Genomic DNA, 19,217 nt, shown 5'->3' on the forward strand with positions numbered 1-19,217 from the left:
CTGTTATACAAGGCAGAGCGATTGCAATGTAGTGCACTACATCAATGAGCGATAACACAGTAGAAAAATGATACAGACGCTGCCCACAGGGTTCGTCTTGAGCACGTTCAACGCTTTGTTATTCGGCTTTTATATAGAATAACTATACTTCAAGCCTCATGCCGCGATTTGAACGTGCTCAATTAGAACAAAAATTGTTCTCAAAAGGTCAACAGGCCCTAGCCCAGGCGCTTGGCGAGTACCCGCTCTACCGTATCCACTATGGCCTGAGTCTGACTGTCTATCTCTATGTTGAGCATGGTGCCGACACTGGCTTCGTCTAAGTTGGTGATCTCCAGGGTTTCTGGAATGAGATGCAGCATAAAACCTGACTCACTCACCTCTCCCACGGTCAGACTACAACCATTTACGCCGACGAACCCCTTATAGAGGATGTAGTTCATCCATTTTGGTTCGACTTCGAGACGGATGTCGAAATGGGAGGAGGTATGACTCACCTCGGCCACCCTCGCCTGGGTATGCACGTGACCCGATAACACATGACCGCCTATCTCACTGCCATAGGTCAATGAACGTTCGATATTGACTTTGCTACCTACCGACAGATTGGCCAAATTGGTCAACCTTAATGTCTCTTCCATTACATCGAAAAACACCCTATCATCAGCCATTTCGGTAACGGTCAGACAGACACCGTTATTGGCGACACTTGCACCCCGCTGCAAGTTTTCCTTCAGGTGTAATGGCATCGCAATTTCGATTGTATTAAGACCATCTTTTTTATGAATAGCCACCACTTTACATGTGGCTTGAACAATACCTGTAAACATTTTTTACTCTCTGCATTAAGGCGTTTTCATGAATCAATTCGGCTTTCAAGCCAAAAAGCTCGTCCATCTCGCTTTGCCTGTGCTCATCGCTCAGGTCACCCAAACCATGATGGGTTTTATCGATACCGTCATGGCCGGACGGGTCAGCGCTTTGGATATGGCCGCGGTGGCCATCGGTGGCAGTCTTTGGCTGCCGGCACTCTTATTTGTACAGGGCTTGCTGGTAGCCTTTACCCCGGTATTTGCCAGCCACCATGGCGCCGATAATCAAAACGCCATACGGCCAATGGCCTATCAGGCTGCCTATATTGCCATAATCGGCGCCGCTGTTGTCATCGCCTTTCTGCTTTTTGCGCCACAGATCTTTAAATTAATGGGTTTATCTGCCGATCTTGCAGAACTGAGCATCCGTTATCTTCATGGCTTTGCCTGGGGCGTGCCCGCCTTCGTCCTGTATCAGGTGTTGCGTGGCTGCAGCGAAGGGATCTCCTACACGCTGCCAACCATGGTGATAGGTTTCGTTGGCTTGGCGGTGAACATTCCGGCCAACTATATCTTCATCTATGGCCATTTAGGCGCGCCAGCGATGGGTGGTGCCGGCTGTGGCCTTGCAACGGCGTTGGTGTTCTGGGCCATGTTCATTACCATGATCATCTATATGCAACTCCATAAACGCTTCGCAGCCTTAGCTCCCTTAAGTGCTTTCCACCTGCCAGATCTGGCCACTATGAAGAAGATGACCAAGCACGGCATGCCCATCGCCATGGCACTGTTTTTCGAGGTCAGCCTCTTTGCCATCATCGCGCTCTTGCTCGCACCTTTGGGCGCCGACGTCGTGGCTGGCCATCAGATAGCGCTCAACTTCTCATCAATCGTGTTTATGCTGCCGCTCTCTATCGGTATCGCGGTCTCAATTCGGGTTGGCTACTATCTGGGACAAGATAAGGCTGAAATCGCTAAACTGGTGACTAAAGTAGGTCTGATTATCGCCTTTAGTCTGGCAGCCTGCACAGCGGTTTTCACTGTGGTGTTTCGCACTCAGATCGCGCTGCTCTATAACCAAAACCCAGAGGTAGTTGCCTTAGCGAGTAGCCTGATGTTCCTGGCCGCCCTGTATCAGTTGTCTGATTCGGTACAAGTTGTCACGGCAGGCGCCCTGCGGGGTTACCACGATACCCGTAGCGCCTTCTACATTACCCTGGTCTCCTATTGGGCCATCGGCATGCTAATGGGTTACCTCTTGGCAGAGACCGACCTCTTGGTGCCAGCTATGGGGGCGCACGGTTTCTGGATTGGCTTGATTGCCGGCCTCACCAGTGCGGCGCTGCTTTTTGCCTTAAGGCTGAAGCATATTCAAAAGCACCCAAAGCGACTCGCCTTGGTCGAGCAGTCCGTTAATCACTCAGATTTATAGCCGTTATAAAAACCGCCAAGGTGATGTTTAACTCTATAATCATCATCTTGGCTAATGCGTTGGTCTTAAGCTTTGCCGAATTTACCGCCGCTTTGGCGTTAAATAGATCAAGTTGCACATCAAATCACCGCTTGATTGAAAAATTACGATTTTTTGCTTGCAACTCACCTTACATCCCTCGTAATATAGCGCTCGTTCGCTGGCCGACTGGTCGTGAACGGTAAAACAGTACAACCGTAGCTCAGTTGGTTAGAGCACCACCTTGACATGGTGGGGGTCGGTGGTTCGAATCCACTCGGTTGTACCAATTTTACAAGAGATAGCAGTACAACCGTAGCTCAGTTGGTTAGAGCACCACCTTGACATGGTGGGGGTCGGTGGTTCGAATCCACTCGGTTGTACCATCTTGTAAAATAGAGAACAGCCAGCGCAAGCTGGTTTTTTTTATGCCTGTCGCCTACTCAGCCCTGTCTTTGACCAGCTCTGCCCCGTTTCAGTCACTCGCAACCTAGCCTACTTTGCACTAACCATTACCACAATCGGTTCACCCCCAGTAAAAGTTTGATTGTCGGCAAGATCGATAATACTCACCTTGGTCTTCACCCTATTGGCGATAGAGGAGTGACGCTCGAGGAAGAGATAACTTTGCTGCGCCTGATATTTATGAGAGAACTGCGCCAGACTCAGGCCATTACAGGAAATACTGTTCACACCAAAGCGCATGTTATGGTCATAGTTAACCAATTTGCGTTTTAGCGCCGAACTGTTGTCGCTACCCGCCGCAATACAGATCTTGGTCTCGACACTATTGTCTTGTGCCACAAATTGATAGTGAGGATTGGTATGAGTGGCGACCGCCGAGGTTTCGCTTAAAACCTGCGGCGAACTCAAGGCTAAGCCAACCGCCGTAACGGCCACACCGATAGAAAAAACGCCCCTGTTTTCATGTTGAACTCCTTGAGCCGTTAAGAAAAACGGCACTGTGACGTCAGGATGTTACTGATTAAGTGAGGCGACGCCTAAATTGACGCAAAAAACCAGCCTCGCCAAATCAGCCCATCTCAAGTAAAGCCTAAAAGTGTCGACAAGGTTGTTAACCCTTGATGTCAAAGTGTTGCAAGCTGTGTAGTGGCCTAGAGCTAACGTTTGGATGGGGCTTATCCTACTAAAATCCTAGAGAAAAAAAGTACAACTGAGTTACACTGTCCCTTGGCGAGTGACAACAGGAGCCGGGAATGAGCCAGCGTACATTACACACCCTATTTAAACCTAAGTCGGTGGCCATCATAGGTGCCTCCAATGGCGCCAAACGTGCCGGTAATGTGGTGATGCGTAACCTACTGTCTAGCGGGTTTTCTGGGCCTATCATGCCGGTGACGCCTAAATATGAAGCCGTGATGGGCGTCTTGGCCTATCCCAATATCGAAGCCCTGCCCCTTAAGCCAGATCTAGCCATCATCTGCACTGCGGCCAGCCGTGTACCCGCCATCGTCGAACGACTCGCTCAATTTGGTTGTAAGGTGGCGATCATCAATGCCTCGGGCATGGCCAACCAACTCGATGAAGAGGGCCAAAACCTGTTAACCCTGACACGCGCCCATGCCAAACGCTATGGCATGCGCATCCTCGGCCCTAACAGCCTGGGGATGATGTTGCCTAATTTGGGACTCAATGCCAGCCTGGCACACACCAGCGCCCTGCCCGGCAAAATCGCCTTCGTGTCACAATCTGCCGCCATCTGCACCACAGTGCTCGATTGGGCCAACAATAAGGGGATTGGTTTCTCCTCCTTTATCTCCCTGGGAGATGCCACCGACATCGATTTCGACGAGCTGCTGGACTTTCTCGGTCGAGACTCACGCACCACGGCTATCATGCTTTACATAGACTCGGTTAACGAGAAACGTCATTTCCTCTCGGCCGCCCGCGCCGCCGCGCGCAATAAGCCCATATTAGTGATCAAATCGGGTCGCAGCCTTGAGGGCACCACGGCCGCTAAGCTCCACACCGGCGGTGAGGTGGGAAACGACGCCGTCTACGAGGCCGCGTTTAGACGCGCGGGTATGCTGAGGGTCAACGATCTGGTGGAGCTGTTTGCCGCCGTTGAAACCCTGGCCCATTCAGCGCCGTTGCAGGGTGAGAGGCTCGCCATTCTCACTAATGGCGGCGGCCCCGCCGTGCTGGGGTTAGATCAACTCATCTTGGGCGGCGGTAAGGCAGCTACACTGGACGATGATACCTTCGATAAGCTCAATGCCTTGTTACCCGATACCTGGTCGGGACAAAACCCAGTGGATATCGGCGGCGATGCCGATGCGAAACGTTATACCCAGAGCCTGGACATCTTGATGAATGACGATGTCGCCGATGCCATCTTGGTGTTGCACTCCCCCTCGGCTCTCGGAGATAGCATAGAGATAGCCAACAGCATCGTTGAGCTAGTATCCAAACATCCAAGGCGTCACAAGGTCAATGTGCTCACCAACTGGAGCGGTGAAGATTCGGCCTATCAGGCGCGAAAACTCTTTAATCGCGCCGGGGTGCCCACCTATCGCACCCCAGAGGGCGCAGTCGGTGCCTTCATGCACATGGTCGAATACAGGCGTAACCAAAAGTTACTGCAGGAAGTGCCGCAATCTATACCGGATAATATCCCAACCGATGCGCAGTTGGCCCGCTCGCTACTGCAACAGGCGATTGATGCAAACAAGCAGGTTATCGAGACTCACGAAGCTAGCGCCATACTTAAAGCCTATGGGTTAAACACCATAGAGACACACTTTGCCGCCAGCGCTGAGCGCGCCGCCGAGATCGCCGAGCAGATAGGCTATCCCGTCGCCCTCAAGGTGCAATCGCCGGATATTCACCATAAATCCGACGTGCACGGCGTCACGCTCAACCTCACCTCCCACCAGGAGGTGTTGCAGGCCGCCGATGCCATGGTCGGCCGGGTGCACTCGCTCAACCAGGACGCCGACATACAGGGACTTATCGTACAGAAGATGGCCCTAACCGCCGGCACACAGGAGATCCGCGTCGCCGTTACCCATGATCCTGTGTTTGGTCCGGCGATCTTACTCGGCGAAGGTGGCTCCGAATGGCAACCCACCACAGATGCGGCGGTTGCATTGCCGCCACTGAACATGACGCTGGCTCGCTACATGGTGATCCAGGCGCTGAAAAACCATAAGCTAAAGGACAGGCACCTGCCTCTGGGCTTAGACATGAACGCCCTGTGTGTCATGCTGACTCAGATCTCGCATCTCATCATAGATTGCCCAGAGATTGCGGGCTTAGATCTCAACCCAGTGCTGTGCGCCGGCGAGCAGATCACCCTATTGGATGTGAATATTCAACTTAACGCCAATGCCCAGGACACCCCAAATCGCTTAGCCATCTGCCCCTATCCTAAGGAACTAGAGGAACACGCGGTATTGAAGAATGGTCTTAAGATCATGCTCAGACCGATACTGCCCGAGGATGAGCCCAAACACCTGGCCTTCGATAACTCTCTCTCCGACGAAGACAGGTATAAACGCTACTTTGGCGTGCGTTCTAAGATGACCCACGAAGAGATGGCGGTACTCACCCAAATTGACTATGCCCGGGAGATGGCCTTCATCGCCACCACCAAGGGAGCCGACGGCGACGATATTACCCTGGGAGCGGTCAGGGCCTCCATCGATCCGGATAATACCGAGGCTGAGTTTGCCATGGCGGTACGCAGTGACCATCAGGGGATCGGTATAGGTAAGCTGCTGCTGGAAAAATTGATCGCCTACTACAAGGCCAATGACACTGAGCTGCTGACCGGCTTCACCATGTTTGAAAACCGCAACATGGCAAGCCTGGCCAAAAAATTGGGCTTTAGCGTAACCTTCGACATGGAAGAGCACCTGATCAAGATGGACATGCCCCTCAAGCCGAAACAGGACTAAGTAGTGTTTCCCGGGATTAGCTAACCGTAAGGTGTTAACAAAGCTAACCTTTTACGCAATTTCGGCCGGACGACTTGGCTCTGTATAATGCCTCGTCGGCGCGCACGATATAGGACTCTCTGTCATCGTCCTGGCGCAGTGTCGACACGCCGATAGAGACGGTGATCGCCCCTAAGGAAAGCTTGTTGTCTTTGCCTATGCTCAGATGGCGCTCGGCAATACGGGAACGCAGTTGTTCAGCCACCACCATGGCTCCCGAGTGGTCGGTATCAGGCAGCAAGATCACAAACTCCTCACCGCCATAGCGCGCCACAAAGTCGTCCCCCTTCACCCCCTGTTTTAATGCGAGGGCTATGTAGGCCAGTACCTTATCGCCCACCAGATGACCATGGGTATCGTTGAACTGCTTAAAATTATCGATGTCGACCAGCAGCAGGCTGCTAAGGCGCTGCTCACGTCTAAATTGCTGGATGTGCGCCAGTACCTCTTCGTCGAAGGCGCGGCGATTACGCAGCGAGGTCAGCTGATCTGTCATCACTGCGATATTAAGATCTTCCATCTCGGCCTTTAAGGCGGCGACCTCCTGATTCATCGTCTTCAGATTCGCTTCCATCTCGCGATTACTGGTAACCACCTGAGACACCTCTTCGGCCAGGGTGTCGACCAGGCGCTCGAGCGTCTGGGGATCTGGGTCCTGGCTGATGTTCTGCTGGAAAGTGGTCAGGCTTAAGTTAAATTGCGCCGTGCCGGCAGTCACCTCGGATAGGCGAGTCATAAAGTTATTGATCAGGATCTGTGTCTCAATCTGCACATTCTCGATCACCTCTGGCGATTGCTCTCGAATAAAGCTGTTATAGAGACCGGCATTAACCTCGGCCGTAAAAGCGGCACGACTCGCTACTAGGCTGTCGATGGCACGTTTGAGATCTAAATTGACACCGCGAAAATACTCATACCAAACGGCATAGTTACCTGGGGTCACAGGAATATTGAGTTCGGACATGCGCGGAACCGCATGACGAAGAATTTTAGCGGAAAGTTCGGTTTCAGTGATTTGTTTAGCCAAATTCATAGAGATTTTCGCCATTGATATTATTAGAGAAACACTAGCGCACATTAGGCGCCTTCATTTGCGTAACACCATGAATGAAGGCGCAATCTCTACAATAACGAAAATCTTAAGCCTTATCAGCTCTTTTTGTTGTTTTTATGTTGCAAAGCCACTATTTTCGTTCGGCAAGTTGCAAACATATCCATCTCCTTGCGGTAGACCTCGGTCGACACGTTCATCAAGCCTAATAGACTTGAGAAGAGATTATCATGTGAAAAACCGCCCTTACCCGCAAGATCGCGCAGACACTGCTTATCCAGTCCGTTCTCGACAGCAAAGTCCGGCGAGATCCAGGCCAGCATAGGGATCTTGATCTGCTCATCCGGCGCGATAGCATAGGGCGCGCCATGAAGGTACATGCCACTCTCTCCTAGCGACTCGCCGTGGTCCGACAGGTACAGCAAGGCGGTATCCGCATTATCCTCTTGAGCTTCCAGGCGTGAGATCACCTGGGCGATGATATAGTCTGAATATAAGATGGTGTTGTCATAGGTATTCATCAGCTCTTCATCGCTACAATTTTGAATGTCGCTACGCTGACAATCGGGCACAAACTTGCGATGGGCCTCAGGATAACGCAAATAATAGGTCGGGCCATGTGAACCTATGATATGCAGCACGATAAGCGTATCTTGAGCTATCCCTTGCGCAAGGCGTTTATCGAGTTCGTTAAGCAGCACCTGATCGTAGCAATAGTGACCGTCACAAAGCGCCGGATCGCTGTTAAGTTCGATATTGATGTGTTTAACGCGATCGCACACTCCCTTACATCCACTGTCATTATCCAGCCAATCCAGCGAAACACCGGCATGGTCCAAGACATCTATAACTGTATCCTGAGCCTGCGCCCGACGCGCATCATAATCTTCTCTGTCCATGCTTGAGAACATACAAGGCAGCGACACCGCGGTGGCCGTGCCACAGGACTCGGTATTTCTAAAGGGGATCATATCAAAGGCCTTGGTATGGGCGTTGGTCGGCTTATCATAGCCATAGTATTCATAGTTATGTGCCCTGGCAGTCTCGCCTACCACTACCACCACTAAATTAGGCTTGCCGTTCTCATCTATAGTGAGGTTCTTGGCGTCTTGGCCCTGGACCTTATACACCAAAGGCTCTTGGAAATAGTTTACCTTCACATACTTGATCATCGAACCTATGGCATAGGTGGGCACTATGTAGCGCTTCATCTGATCGTTGTTGCGACCGAAGGATACGTAGTTTTGATAGTAAAAGAAGCCGATCACCGCGATACCGGCGAGCATGGCAAACATGAAGGCGACTTTATGCAGGAGTTCTTTCACGAAAGGCTTGTAAACAATATCGGCCTTAAAGATCAGCAGCGCCGGCAGCAGTCCGGTCAGGATAAAGTTCAAAATCGACGACCAGTTGAGATAGGTTAACGCCTCGGCACTGTTGGTTTGCACGGTATTTTCGATCATGCCGTAATCAAACACTACGCCATACTGCAGCGCGGCGAAAAACACGCTAGAGGAGATCAGCGTAACGATAATAAAAAACGGCTTGAGCAGGTACTTAACCGTAAAAAGCGAAAAGATGAAACTTAACGCGAAGATAAGAAATAAGGGTATGGTGGCGATGAAGAGGTAGTTTACCTCGGCCTGGTTCGTTATGCCCTGCTGGACGATACCGAATAGCGGAATGTTAAACACACAAACATAAAATAAGGCGGTGATCAGCGTAAACTGGTTCGCCGATAGAGTTTTAACGCGTGACAGCACTGAGTGTTCTCTCTGTAAATAAACGAAAAATCACGTTCAAAAAACTAACCTAGTCGCCCAATCGAAGGGCCTGCTAATCATTTGGTCACTGCACTCTTCATGTTTAGATTTCAGCACTAAATCGCTATTAGTTATGAATCATTAGTCATGAAGTATTAGTCATGAGACGAGTCATACTCAGAGCGGATGGCGAGTTTCAAAATAGCAGTGACGCAAAAATGTAGCGACGATATTACCAGCCAACACCCTGCCACACAAATGTAATTGTTTTTACGGGCATACACCAGGCAGGGCTACTTATGTCAACAACCATGAGTATTAAGGAAACTGCGAACAAGTCCTGCAATTTAGGTATAGAGCGAGGTTTTGAGCGGCCCGCCTGATTTTTGAACGCTAASTGTTCAATTTTGGCCAACATACTGCCGTTTTACGCCGAATTTCGACCTAATTCCAGGCAGTTCCCGGATTTCAGACAGATCTTGGCTGTCGTCGTAACATCTGGTCTACTTTAAACAGGTTCGCCAAGGTGAATAGCATGGCTAACTGTGAGTCATTTTTCGTCAGCCCTTTATAGCGTGCTTTGATAAAGCCGAACTGACATTTGATGATCCGAAACGGGTGTTCTACCTTCGCCCGAATGCTGGCTTTTAAATACTCGATGTTGATGGCGGTTTTATTCTTGCGGGGATGCTTCTTCAGCGCCCGAACTTTGCCGGGACGCTCTGCTATCAGCCATTCCACATTAGTATCTTTCAGCTCTTCGCGTTTTTCYGCGCCTTGATAACCAGCATCACCAGAGATGAATTCCTCGTCGCCATGCAACAGATTTTTCAACTGGTTCAAGTCATGTTCATTGGCGGCGGTWGTCACCAGCGTATGGGTGAGGCCACTCTTTGCATCCACGCCAATGTGAGCTTTCATACCGAAGTGCCATTCATTGCCTTTTTTAGTCTGATGCATGTCCGGGTCACGTTCATTCTTTTTATTTTTAGTGGAGCTGGGTGCTTGAATAATCGTGGCATCTACCAATGTTCCTTGCGTCATCATCACACCGCAATCCGACAGCCATTGATTGACCGTTTGGAATAACTTACGAGTGGATGCATGTCCGGGTCACGTTCATTCTTTTTATTTTTAGTGGAGCTGGGTGCTTGAATAATCGTGGCATCTACCAATGTTCCTTGCGTCATCATCACACCGCAATCCGACAGCCATTGATTGACCGTTTGGAATAACTTACGAGTGAGTTTGTGTTTTTCCAGCAAGTGCCGGAAATTCATAATGGTAGTGCGGTCAGGAATGGCTTTATCCAGTGACAGTTGTRCAAACTGACGCATCGAAGCAATCTCGTAAAGCACATCTTCCATCGCCTCATCACTCAGACTGTACCATTGCTGCATACAGTGAATGTGGAACATCGTTTCCAGGGGATACGGACGACGACCATTGCCCGCTTTTGGATAAAAGGGCTCAATCACTTCCAGCAGTTGAGTCCATGGTAATAGGTTGTCCATCCGAGATAAGAAAATCTCTTTACGGGTCTGGCGGCGCTTGCTGGAAAACTCACTATCGGCAAAAGTTAACTGTTGGCTCATGGGCGGTAATGGCTGTGATTTACTATGTAGCTATGATCTCACATCAGGGACTTATTCGCATCTTCCATCGTTTCCAGGGGATACGGACGACGACCATTGCCCGCTTTTGGATAAAAGGGCTCAATCACTTCCAGCAGTTGAGTCCATGGTAATAGGTTGTCCATCCGAGATAAGAAAATCTCTTTACGGGTCTGGCGGCGCTTGCTGGAAAACTCACTATCGGCAAAAGTTAACTGTTGGCTCATGGGCGGTAATGGCTGTGATTTACTATGTAGCTATGATCTCACATCAGGGACTTATTCGCATCTTCCTTAGCTTTAATCAGCGAAATACTAATACGAATATCACTATTAGAACTATAGTCCTCACTCGAGAATGCTGAAGCTTTCAATAAGGTCAAATCGAAGAGATGGAATAACTCGGTGTAAACACGCTTTTGGCCTTCGAAATCAGGGATGATTTCGCAGAGCATCCAAGGATGGACTTGCTGCGTGCCAAAAGCGTGTTTGCACATTAGCCTGCCGCAGGCAATTGATACACCATGCTGTTTTGGTTAAAGCATGCCTTTCAAATACGAAATCGGGTAGATGTTCTAAAAGGAAACTTTAAGAAAGCGTCATTAGGCTGGCTGCTAACCAGCCTAGGTCAGAGTAACCAGCCTAGGTCAGAGCAATCAGCCTGAGTCAGAGGGACTGGCCTAGTACCTCAGTCAACACCCTTTGCCAATTCTCCTCCATGATCTTGGCGCGATCGCTGCTGCTAAATCCGGCGTGGGATAGGGCGGTGTCGATGCGCTCCATGCGCTCGATATGGTTAAGTGCTGGGATCACCACGTGCCGAGGTTCGTGGTCGAAGCCAAGTACCCCGCGGGCGCGCAGGCTGTGCCACCACTCGACATATTGCTTCACCCCTTCGCCGTTGTCGTTGCCCAGCTTGAGCAGATTTTCATGACCTCGCAGCGGATAGTCGTTGGCAATCGCCACGGCATCTATGCCGCCTACCTTGACTACATGCTTGAGCTGCGCCAGGTAGTGCTCAGTGGTGGGTGTGTGATCGGTGGTGAGCCAGAAGGTCATCATGAAGACGCCGAACAGGCCGCCGGTGTCGGCGATAGCCTTAATCACCGCATCGGGTGAGCAGCGGGCGTGATTGACGATGGCGCGCACGGCGCCGTGGCTCTGTACTATCGGGGCGCGGCTGGCCTTGGCCGTGTCGAGCGCCGATTGAGGGCTGGAGTGGCTGACATCGATCAGCATCTTCTTGCTGTTGAGCTTATCGATCAGCTGATGGCCAGCCTGTGTCAGCGGCAGGTCGAGCCCCTGCTTGCCATCGTTGTCCAGGGCGCCGCCGCTGAATAGGTTACCGTAGTGGTGGGTGAGCTGCAGTACCCGTAGGCCGCGCTCGTAAAACTCATCCACCTGGTTGAGATCTTGCCCTATGCTCTGCTCGACGCAGTCAGCCCCCTGGATCTGGAAGAAGACGGCGGTGCGGCCGCTTTCGTGGGCGGTCTGAATATCTTTGGCGCTGCGCCCCAGTATCAGCTTGTCTGGGTTGGCATTGACCCGCTCTAAGGCCTCGCCGATGCTCTTGACGCAGGCATTGTAGGTGCGCTTGTAGTTGGTGGTGCCGTCGGCCTGTTCTATGGCCTCGATGGCGGAGATATCACACAGATAGGCATCGAGCTTTGAGGCGTGAAGATCGGCTAAATCTTCGGGCAGAAAAGAGAGGCCATCGATATAGAGGGGCTTCCCTGCGGTTTTTGCCCAGCCATTCAGGGGCGATAACTGAGTTAACAAGCCTGCTGCGGCCAAGGCTTTGAGTAGCTGACGTCGCTGAATTTCTACAGGCATATTGCGCTCCCTTATGATGATCCCGGCAAACTAATATGAATTAAGTTGCTGATACTAACATCAAAAGAGTGAACCGTGGAGCGCTGGGCGACACTCATGGCCATCGTTGTGACCATGAGTGCCTGCCTGGGATTAGGCTAAGTGCGCGGCAATGGCCTTACCGACTGCGCCTGCACTGGCGGGGTTTTGTCCCGTGATAAGCCTGTCATCCTCGATGACAAAAGCGTTCCAGGGTTGCACCTTGTTATAGCGCTTGGCACTGCGGGTGAGGGCTTCTTCGAGCAGGAAGGGGATTTTATCGATAGTACCGTAGTCGACTTCTTCTTCGCGGGTAAAGCCGGTGACAGACTTATTGGCAATGAGCTTTTGGCCTGTGCTCAAGGTGATGGGGAGCAGGCCAGCAGGCCCATGACAGACCGCGCCTATGACGCCGCCATTTTCGTAGTGCGCCGCACTGAGACGAGCAACCTCTTGGTTATGGGCTAAATCTGACAATAGACCAAATCCGCCGGGGTAGTAGATGGCGCCGTATTCTTGGATGTCGATCTGTGAGGCTGGAATGGTGTTGTTGACCCGGCTGATGAAAGCGGCGTCTTGCAGCATAGAGGCGTTAATCTCATCGCCTTCGATATCTGTGCCATACAGTGGTGCCTTGCCGCCGTTAATTGAAACCAGGTCATAATCCAACCCTGCGGCTAACAGCTCATGCAGGGCGTGGGTGAGTTCAGGGGCAAAGGTGCCGTTGGCCTCATCGGTACCGCCTAGGGTCGCGTGGTTTGTCAAATAGATAAGTACTTTTTTCATGATGCAATGTCTCTGTTACTGAAAGTGGACTCATTGTAATCCTTCCCTTGTGTGGCGATAATCCTGCTTAATGGCAAATTAATATTGTTATATAGCAATAATGGTGATTCATGGACAGCTTTGAGGGTATTGTCGAATTTATAGCGGTTGCCGAGTCTAACGGTTTCTCTGCGGCGGCTCGTCAACTGGGACTTTCTACCAGTCATGTCAGTCGTCAGGTGGCAAGACTCGAGGCGCGTTTGGGCTGCGCCCTGTTTGCGCGTACTACGCGCAGTGTCAGTCTGACTCAGGCCGGGCAGGGCTATTATCGTCAGTGTCAGAATCTGTTGGTGGGACTTAGGCAAGCGAATGAGGAGGTGACCCAGCAGCAGTTGCAGCTAAGCGGTACGCTGAGAGTCAGTGCCGCAGGTGCCTTTGCTGAGCAGTATATTGCGCCGGTATTGATTGACTTTGCAAGGCAGCATCCAGCGTTGACGATAGAGATGGACTTCAATAGTCGTATGGTCAATTTTGTCGAAGACGGTATCGATTTCGCCATTCGTTTTGGGGCGCTTAAAGATTCGGGGCTGGTGGCGCGTAAGCTGGCGAATCGAGACATGATGGCCGTGGCCAGTCCTCAGTATCTGGCTGAGTTTGGTATTCCCAAGACGCCGCAGGATCTTAGACTGCATAGCTGCATCATCTCGAACAATGATCACTGGCTGTTCCAGCAAGGGGATGGCGAGCTGAGCATCAAGGTCGAGGGACGTTGGCGCAGTAATAATGTGCCTGCCGTGATTGCGGCGGCAGAGCAACACCTGGGTATCGCCTACCTGCCCAAGAGTAGCTTTATTGTGCCGCTAGCCAAGGGCAGTCTGGTACCTGTATTGTCCTCATACTGGAATCGGGGGATCACCAGCTGGATTGTCTATCAAAATCGTCGTTTCTTGCCGATGCGGGCGCGGATGGCTATTGACCATCTGTTAGCACACTTTGCCGATTGGCAGGAGTGATTCACCGCACCGCCATCGCATTCCAAAACAGGGCGAAGCTGGCGCTGCGTTCATGCTCTTGCTGCCAGCGCTCGGGATGATCGGCGAAGTAGCGGGTGGCGGCCAGGTACTGGCCGTGACAGTTGTCCAGCATCAGATCCTGGGGGAAATCGGCCAGCAAGCCTTGCGCCTGGCCCTGGCGGATGAGCGCGCCGATGAAACCTAAGATGCTGTGCATCGCCTGATCGCGTACCGACTGCTCGACTGTTGGCGACATAGAATAGAGCTGAAAAAAGGCCTGTTTCATCGGGTTGTCTATGGCCCAACTGAGCGCGGCAATCCAGAGTTGCTCGGCATCTTGCTTGAGATCGCCACGTTTATTTACCGCAGATTGTATCGCGTCGGCAAACTCCTGCTTGACGCTGAGAAACAGCTGCTCAAGCAGCTGCTCCTTTGAGGGGAAGTGGTGAAACAGGGTGCCAGTTGCTACCCCCGCCTCCCGTGCTATGGTGGCGGTGCTGGTGCCATGAAAGCCCTGACTGACGAAGAGTTGTAGGGCGGTATCCAGGATGGCCTGTTTCTTGGTGCGTTTGCTACCGGCTGTCATCTGCGGCGACCCTTAGCGTAAAAATAGCTTCATCAGCATACGCTGTATGGCTGTGCCATAGGGTGGGTGCACCAGCTTGCCCGTGTTCAGCTTGCCGCGGCTTAGTATGGTCTTGGCGTGGCTAAAGGTGAGGAAGCCCTCTCTGCCATGGTAGTGACCCATGCCCGAAGGGCCTATGCCGCCAAATGGCGCATCGTCCGCTGCCACATGAAATACGGTATCGTTGATGCAGACACCGCCCGAGTGGGTCTGGTTGAGTAGTCGCTCTTGGGTATCTGTATCGAAGCTCATGATGTAGAGCGCAAGCGGACGAGGGCGATCGTTTACATACTCTATAGCCGACTCCAGGCTGTCATATTCTATGATGGGCAGCAGTGGGCCGAAGATCTCCTCCTGCATCACCCGCATCTGTTCGTTTACCCCGGTTATCAGCTGCACCGGCAGTTTGCGGCTGCCGGGCGCCATGGTTTCGCCGCTGGTGGGGGTGACCCTGGCGCCGAGTTCGATGGCATCTTGCAGTACCGCCTGCAGGCGGTCGAACTGGCGTAGGTTGATGATGGCGCCGTAGTCCGGGTTCTGACCTATCTCACCATACATCTGCTTGAAGCGTCTGATGAAGGCCTGCACGAAGGCCTCGCTCTGCCCCTTGGGGAGCAGCACATAGTCGGGGGCGACACAGATCTGTCCGGCGTTGAGGCACTTGCCGTAGATCATACGCTCCACGGCGGTATCCAGCGGCATATCCGGGGCGATGATCACCGGTGACTTGCCACCGAGCTCCAGGGTGACCGGGGTGAGGTTGTCGGCGGCGGCGCGCATCACATGGCGGCCAACCGTAGTGGAGCCGGTAAACAGCAGGTGATCGAAGGGCTGCGCCGAGAAGGCGGCGGCGACCTCGGCCTCACCCTCGACTACGGCCACCTGGGTCTCGTCGAAAATCTCGGCCAACATCTGCTTGAGTGCCTTGTTGGTCTCTGGGGTGAATTCAGACAGCTTGAGCATGGTGCGGTTACCGGCGGCCAGCGCTGTGATGAGGGGGCCGATGGAGAGCATCACGGGAAAGTTCCACGGCACTATGATGCCGACCACACCCAGGGGCTGATACTGCACCTGTACCTTGGCGGGCGCCAGCAGTATGCCGGCGTGACGTCGGCTCGGCTTCATCCAGCCTTTAAGCTTCTTCAACGTGTAGTTGATGTTGTTGACACAGGGCATGATGTCTGAGATACGGCTGTCATCAGTTGATCTGTGGCCATAGTCGGCATTGAGTGCCGAGACTATTGCCTCTTGATGACTTAGCAGCGCCTGTTTGAGGGCGATAAGCTGTGCCTCACGCGCCTGCCGCGAGGGGGCGCCCTGGGCTCTGAAGCTGGCCTTCTGTTTCGCCAGCAGTTGGTTGAGGCCTTGGCCGATATCGAGGTTGGCGGGCATATTCATGGTGCTTATCCTTATACCAATCGTAATAAATAATTGATCATGCTAGCTTGCTAAAACACTCGATAACTGTATGAGTATTTTTGATTGCAGAATAACTACTTACCTAAAAATCCTGCTTGGTTCTCAAGGTTTTTTGCTGCGCTGTTTCTGATCACATACTGACCGTGATTGCTATTACTCGTTAGGGCGCTAGGCGCCTCTGCTTTATCTGCCTTCAAGCCTCCTGAGGTGGTGAAGGATGGGAAATTACAAAAAAAACCGACTGATTAGTCGGTCCAATGTTAGAGGGTTAAATCGCTCGGGTCAAATATTGTTCGATGACGGCGAAAAGTGTGATCTTGATCAAGCGGGTGAAAGGGCTGGAAATCTAAAATGAAGAAGGCACTTTTAGGCTGGATTAGAGGAGCTTGATATGAGCATAAACCTGCATGGTATCGCCATAGGCATAGAGCGCAGTCAGGAGAATTTTTACCTGGCCTTCAAGGCCGTTGGCAAGTTAACCCACGAAGATTATCAGCAGATGACGCCCCTGCTGGAGTCGGCCCTGGCGGGTATAGAGGCGCCCGAAATCGTGGCCCTCATCGATATCACAGAGCTCGATGGCCTGTCGCTGCACGCCGTCTGGGATGACCTTAAGCTGGGATTGAAACATGGTAAGGAGTTTAAGCGGGTGGCCATCATAGGCGCTGGCGATCTGCAGCAGTGGGCGACCCGGGTCGCTAACTGGTTCACTCCGGGCGAGTTCAGGTTTTTCGAGGATAAACGCGACGCGCTCGAGTGGCTGTGTTGATGGCTTATCGCGGGGGGCATATGCAGTGGAAGCTGAGGCTGCTTACAGCATCTTGCCAAGCCCTGTTACCAACGGGAATAGATGACGAGAAGGGCCTGCAATATAAGCGATTTCTGTCAAGCCTGTGTCAATTTTATCCGCTATGCTTAAGTAAAAAGAGAATGCCGATAGCGTTGGGGCCTGTTGGCCTTTCCTGTTTGTTTTTGAGGTAGTTTGTAGGCGTTTAATTAAAGGCGGAGTCAGTGAGGTTATTTTGCTACGCCAATCTGTGATAACGCAGGAGAAATGTCCTACAAGGGCTGCTTAGAAGGGGCCTCTAAATGGCTCGCGTGGTCGGCGAAATGTGTCTAGAGAGAACAGAAAATAAACCTGAAAGCGTAATAGGTCCTTAAGGAGTAACAGATGAGAAGTGGTCAAATTTTGTGCCCGACAGATTTTTCTGAAACGGCTTCCCATGCCCTGTCTTACGCCATCGAGATGGCCAATCTGTATCAGGTGGGATTTCGCTTACTCCATGTGGCCGAGCAGCCGATGGGGGATGAGAACTTTCAGATCCTCGCCATCACGCCGGAAGAGCTTGCCCAGTCGATGGAAGATGCCGCCGCCGAGAAGATGAAGTCCTTGCTGGCCAAGCTCGATAGCAAGTTACCTATCGAGACCATGATACGTCGTGGCGATCCCACCACAGAGATCTTAGCCGAGGCCGAAGAGAGTAATGTCGGCATGGTAGTGATCGCCAGCCATGGCCGTAAAGGTTTGTCTCATTTTCTGCATACCAATGTGGCAGAGGCGGTGACGAACCGCGCCAAGTGCCCAGTGCTTGTCGTCAAATAGTGCTGGTTTCTAAGCTGGCCTTCGGCCGATGGCTGAGGGTGCAGCCTGGTTGTCGTGTCTGTGACAGAGGGAGACGAGCGCCTGATTTGAGGAGGTGAATATGCGTACCCGTCAAATATTATGCCCAACGGATTTTTCCGAGACGGCATCACATGCCTTGAGTTATGCCATCGAGATGGCGACGCTATATGGCGTGGATCTGCGTATCGTTCATGTGGTGAGTGAACCCTACGGCGCCCATAACTATGGGATAGTGGTTGAGAGTCAGGATGAGCTGGAGCAGCATCTGCATGCCTATGCCAACGGTAAGTTGGGTGAGATTGTCAGGGATGCGCAGATTAAGATGCCACCCCATCTCAAGGTGCACAGCGAGGTACGGACCGGTGGCGTGTTGGGCCAGATACTGCTCGATGCGGAAGAGTACGATGTGGGTATGATAGTGGTCGCCAGTCATGGTCATACTGGGCTGTCTCACCTGCTGAACCCGAGCGTGGCCGAGGAGCTGGCCAACAAGGCCAAGTGCCCCGTGATGGTCGTGAAATAGCCTAGTGCCTGTTGACCTTCTCTGTTTGTTTTATAGCAGTTTGAGGGTGCTTAATATAGGTCAGAGCCAGTGCAGGCTAGTGATTCTACACAAATTGGCTAAGGCCTTAGCGTCGGCAGGTATCCTGATGAAGCTGAGCCGCCAGGGCGTGCAATACCTCTGGCGCCGGCTTGGTATGGGCAAAGGTTCTCAGCCCATAGACGCCCATGATGAAATAGCGAGCCAGGTGTTCAGGGTCCCCCTGGAGTTCTCCCTTATCGACTGCCGAGCTAAATTGCGCCGCAAGCAGCTGCTGCCAGTCTTCTAGCTGCTGCTTGATGGCACTCTCAATCACCTCATCCTGTTGTGCCACCTCATTGAGCGCCTTAGTCAGCAGGCAGGCCTTAGGTGTGCCTTGGCACTGACATTCATCGACTACGCCGGCCAGATACTGTTTGAGCTGTTCAGGGAAGGGGAGGGGCGAGCCGAAGCAGGCGGCCAGTTCGGCTCGTCTGTCTTGCCCATACTGTTCAATTACCGCCAGCAACAGGCCACGCTTGTTGTCGAAGGCGCAGTAGATGGAGCCAGGGTGTAACCCTGTGGCCTTGGTGAGATCTTGCATACTGGTCTTGGCGTAGCCCTTGTCGATAAAGGCATTCATGGCCTGTCTCAGTACCTGTTGGCGATCAAATTCGGCGTTGCGCATCTTGCTCTTGTCGCTGTTTGCTTGGGTGGTAAATGAGATTGTACTTAATTTTGAATGTACGTTCA

Annotated in this window: 16 protein-coding genes, 2 tRNA genes and 2 pseudogenes; 8 read left to right on the forward strand and 12 right to left on the reverse strand. The window is 52.1% G+C overall.

All coding sequences use genetic code 11. From position 1 onward, the window contains the following. Positions 1 to 218: 218 nt before the first annotated feature. On the reverse strand, positions 219 to 830 hold the full coding sequence (locus L1D47_RS12255) for a riboflavin synthase subunit alpha (RefSeq protein WP_239885168.1): 612 nt from the start codon (positions 828 to 830) through the stop codon (positions 219 to 221). Positions 831 to 858: 28 nt separating this feature from the next. Between L1D47_RS12255 and L1D47_RS12260 the strand changes: the two genes are divergently transcribed. From L1D47_RS12260 to L1D47_RS12270, 3 genes are all read left to right on the forward strand, one after another. Beyond that, complete coding sequence (locus L1D47_RS12260; RefSeq protein ID WP_239885170.1) at positions 859 to 2,244, forward strand: MATE family efflux transporter; 1,386 nt, start codon at positions 859 to 861, stop codon at positions 2,242 to 2,244. A 230-nt stretch (positions 2,245 to 2,474) separates the two neighbouring features. Next, positions 2,475 to 2,551, forward strand: a tRNA-Val gene (locus L1D47_RS12265). Between the two features lie 20 nt (positions 2,552 to 2,571). Continuing rightward, positions 2,572 to 2,648, forward strand: a tRNA-Val gene (locus L1D47_RS12270). A 109-nt stretch (positions 2,649 to 2,757) separates the two neighbouring features. Here L1D47_RS12270 and L1D47_RS12275 read toward each other — a convergent pair. After that, a complete protein-coding gene (locus L1D47_RS12275) occupies positions 2,758 to 3,135 on the reverse strand; it encodes a DUF3718 domain-containing protein (RefSeq protein ID WP_239885172.1) in 378 nt (125 codons plus the stop codon). Between the two features lie 344 nt (positions 3,136 to 3,479). On the opposite strand from L1D47_RS12275, the gene L1D47_RS12280 reads away from it, so the two are divergent. Continuing rightward, positions 3,480 to 6,182 (forward strand): bifunctional acetate--CoA ligase family protein/GNAT family N-acetyltransferase, encoded by a 2,703-nt coding sequence (locus L1D47_RS12280; RefSeq protein ID WP_239885174.1) that lies wholly within the window; start codon positions 3,480 to 3,482, stop codon positions 6,180 to 6,182. Between the two features lie 43 nt (positions 6,183 to 6,225). Here the strand turns inward: L1D47_RS12280 and L1D47_RS12285 are convergent, their stop codons facing one another. The 7 genes and pseudogenes from L1D47_RS12285 to L1D47_RS12315 form a co-directional block, all read right to left on the reverse strand. Continuing rightward, positions 6,226 to 7,254, reverse strand: coding sequence for a GGDEF domain-containing protein (locus tag L1D47_RS12285; RefSeq protein WP_239885175.1), 1,029 nt, complete (start codon positions 7,252 to 7,254; stop codon positions 6,226 to 6,228). Between the two features lie 116 nt (positions 7,255 to 7,370). Next, positions 7,371 to 9,035, reverse strand: a complete 1,665-nt coding sequence (locus tag L1D47_RS12290; RefSeq protein ID WP_239885177.1) for a phosphoethanolamine--lipid A transferase — start codon at positions 9,033 to 9,035, stop codon at positions 7,371 to 7,373. A gap of 468 nt (positions 9,036 to 9,503) precedes the next feature. Continuing rightward, positions 9,504 to 10,127: pseudogene (locus L1D47_RS12295) on the reverse strand (IS5-like element ISVch9 family transposase); the annotation flags it as partial. Further along, positions 10,082 to 10,630: an IS5 family transposase gene (locus L1D47_RS12300; protein WP_345778768.1), complete on the reverse strand. Its 549-nt coding sequence runs from the start codon at positions 10,628 to 10,630 to the stop codon at positions 10,082 to 10,084. The pseudogene L1D47_RS12295 and the gene L1D47_RS12300, both read right to left, overlap by 46 nt. 65 nt (positions 10,631 to 10,695) lie before the next feature. Then, a pseudogene (locus tag L1D47_RS12305) lies at positions 10,696 to 10,875 on the reverse strand (IS5/IS1182 family transposase); the annotation flags it as partial. 438 nt (positions 10,876 to 11,313) lie between these two features. Then, on the reverse strand, positions 11,314 to 12,480 hold the full coding sequence (locus L1D47_RS12310; RefSeq protein ID WP_239885180.1) for a membrane dipeptidase: 1,167 nt from the start codon (positions 12,478 to 12,480) through the stop codon (positions 11,314 to 11,316). Between the two features lie 132 nt (positions 12,481 to 12,612). After that, a complete protein-coding gene (locus L1D47_RS12315; RefSeq protein WP_239885182.1) occupies positions 12,613 to 13,284 on the reverse strand; it encodes a type 1 glutamine amidotransferase domain-containing protein in 672 nt (223 codons plus the stop codon). Positions 13,285 to 13,394: 110 nt separating this feature from the next. Here L1D47_RS12315 and L1D47_RS12320 point away from each other — a divergent pair, with 110 nt between their 5' ends. Further along, on the forward strand, positions 13,395 to 14,276 hold the full coding sequence (locus L1D47_RS12320; protein ID WP_041508553.1) for a LysR family transcriptional regulator: 882 nt from the start codon (positions 13,395 to 13,397) through the stop codon (positions 14,274 to 14,276). A gap of 1 nt (position 14,277) precedes the next feature. On the opposite strand, the gene L1D47_RS12325 is transcribed toward L1D47_RS12320, so the two are convergent. Beyond that, entirely contained in the window at positions 14,278 to 14,862 is a 585-nt protein-coding gene (locus tag L1D47_RS12325) for a TetR/AcrR family transcriptional regulator (protein ID WP_239885184.1), read from the reverse strand. Between the two features lie 12 nt (positions 14,863 to 14,874). After that, positions 14,875 to 16,299, reverse strand: coding sequence for a coniferyl aldehyde dehydrogenase (locus L1D47_RS12330; RefSeq protein ID WP_239885186.1), 1,425 nt, complete (start codon positions 16,297 to 16,299; stop codon positions 14,875 to 14,877). A gap of 412 nt (positions 16,300 to 16,711) precedes the next feature. On the opposite strand from L1D47_RS12330, the gene L1D47_RS12335 reads away from it, so the two are divergent. The 3 genes from L1D47_RS12335 (at position 16,712) to L1D47_RS12345 (ending at position 18,467) form a co-directional block, all read left to right on the forward strand. Further along, positions 16,712 to 17,089 (forward strand): STAS/SEC14 domain-containing protein, encoded by a 378-nt coding sequence (locus L1D47_RS12335; RefSeq protein WP_041508555.1) that lies wholly within the window; start codon positions 16,712 to 16,714, stop codon positions 17,087 to 17,089. A 402-nt stretch (positions 17,090 to 17,491) separates the two neighbouring features. Beyond that, a complete protein-coding gene (locus L1D47_RS12340; RefSeq protein WP_239885188.1) occupies positions 17,492 to 17,923 on the forward strand; it encodes a universal stress protein in 432 nt (143 codons plus the stop codon). 100 nt (positions 17,924 to 18,023) lie between these two features. Next, positions 18,024 to 18,467, forward strand: a complete 444-nt coding sequence (locus L1D47_RS12345) for a universal stress protein (RefSeq protein WP_041508557.1) — start codon at positions 18,024 to 18,026, stop codon at positions 18,465 to 18,467. Positions 18,468 to 18,573: 106 nt separating this feature from the next. On the opposite strand, the gene L1D47_RS12350 is transcribed toward L1D47_RS12345, so the two are convergent. Next, positions 18,574 to 19,152, reverse strand: a complete 579-nt coding sequence (locus tag L1D47_RS12350) for a TetR/AcrR family transcriptional regulator (protein WP_239885190.1) — start codon at positions 19,150 to 19,152, stop codon at positions 18,574 to 18,576. Positions 19,153 to 19,217 lie beyond the last annotated feature (65 nt).

This window comes from Shewanella sp. Isolate7 (assembly GCF_022398425.1).
Classification (GTDB): Bacteria; Pseudomonadota; Gammaproteobacteria; order Enterobacterales; family Shewanellaceae; genus Shewanella.

What these genes read in the sequence shown, in the direction of transcription:
- L1D47_RS12260 (WP_239885170.1), top strand. Translation starts at nt 859, where the DNA reads ATGAATCAATTCGGCTTTCAAGCCAAAAAGCTCGTCCATCTCGCTTTG.
- L1D47_RS12325 (WP_239885184.1), bottom strand. Translation starts at nt 14,862, where the DNA reads ATGACAGCCGGTAGCAAACGCACCAAGAAACAGGCCATCCTGGATACC.
- L1D47_RS12315 (WP_239885182.1), bottom strand. Translation starts at nt 13,284, where the DNA reads ATGAAAAAAGTACTTATCTATTTGACAAACCACGCGACCCTAGGCGGT.
- L1D47_RS12285 (WP_239885175.1), bottom strand. Translation starts at nt 7,254, where the DNA reads ATGAATTTGGCTAAACAAATCACTGAAACCGAACTTTCCGCTAAAATT.
- L1D47_RS12345 (WP_041508557.1), top strand. Translation starts at nt 18,024, where the DNA reads ATGCGTACCCGTCAAATATTATGCCCAACGGATTTTTCCGAGACGGCA.
- L1D47_RS12280 (WP_239885174.1), top strand. Translation starts at nt 3,480, where the DNA reads ATGAGCCAGCGTACATTACACACCCTATTTAAACCTAAGTCGGTGGCC.
- L1D47_RS12340 (WP_239885188.1), top strand. Translation starts at nt 17,492, where the DNA reads ATGAGAAGTGGTCAAATTTTGTGCCCGACAGATTTTTCTGAAACGGCT.
- L1D47_RS12350 (WP_239885190.1), bottom strand. Translation starts at nt 19,152, where the DNA reads ATGCGCAACGCCGAATTTGATCGCCAACAGGTACTGAGACAGGCCATG.
- L1D47_RS12255 (WP_239885168.1), bottom strand. Translation starts at nt 830, where the DNA reads ATGTTTACAGGTATTGTTCAAGCCACATGTAAAGTGGTGGCTATTCAT.
- L1D47_RS12310 (WP_239885180.1), bottom strand. Translation starts at nt 12,480, where the DNA reads ATGCCTGTAGAAATTCAGCGACGTCAGCTACTCAAAGCCTTGGCCGCA.
- L1D47_RS12335 (WP_041508555.1), top strand. Translation starts at nt 16,712, where the DNA reads ATGAGCATAAACCTGCATGGTATCGCCATAGGCATAGAGCGCAGTCAG.
- L1D47_RS12330 (WP_239885186.1), bottom strand. Translation starts at nt 16,299, where the DNA reads ATGAATATGCCCGCCAACCTCGATATCGGCCAAGGCCTCAACCAACTG.
- L1D47_RS12320 (WP_041508553.1), top strand. Translation starts at nt 13,395, where the DNA reads ATGGACAGCTTTGAGGGTATTGTCGAATTTATAGCGGTTGCCGAGTCT.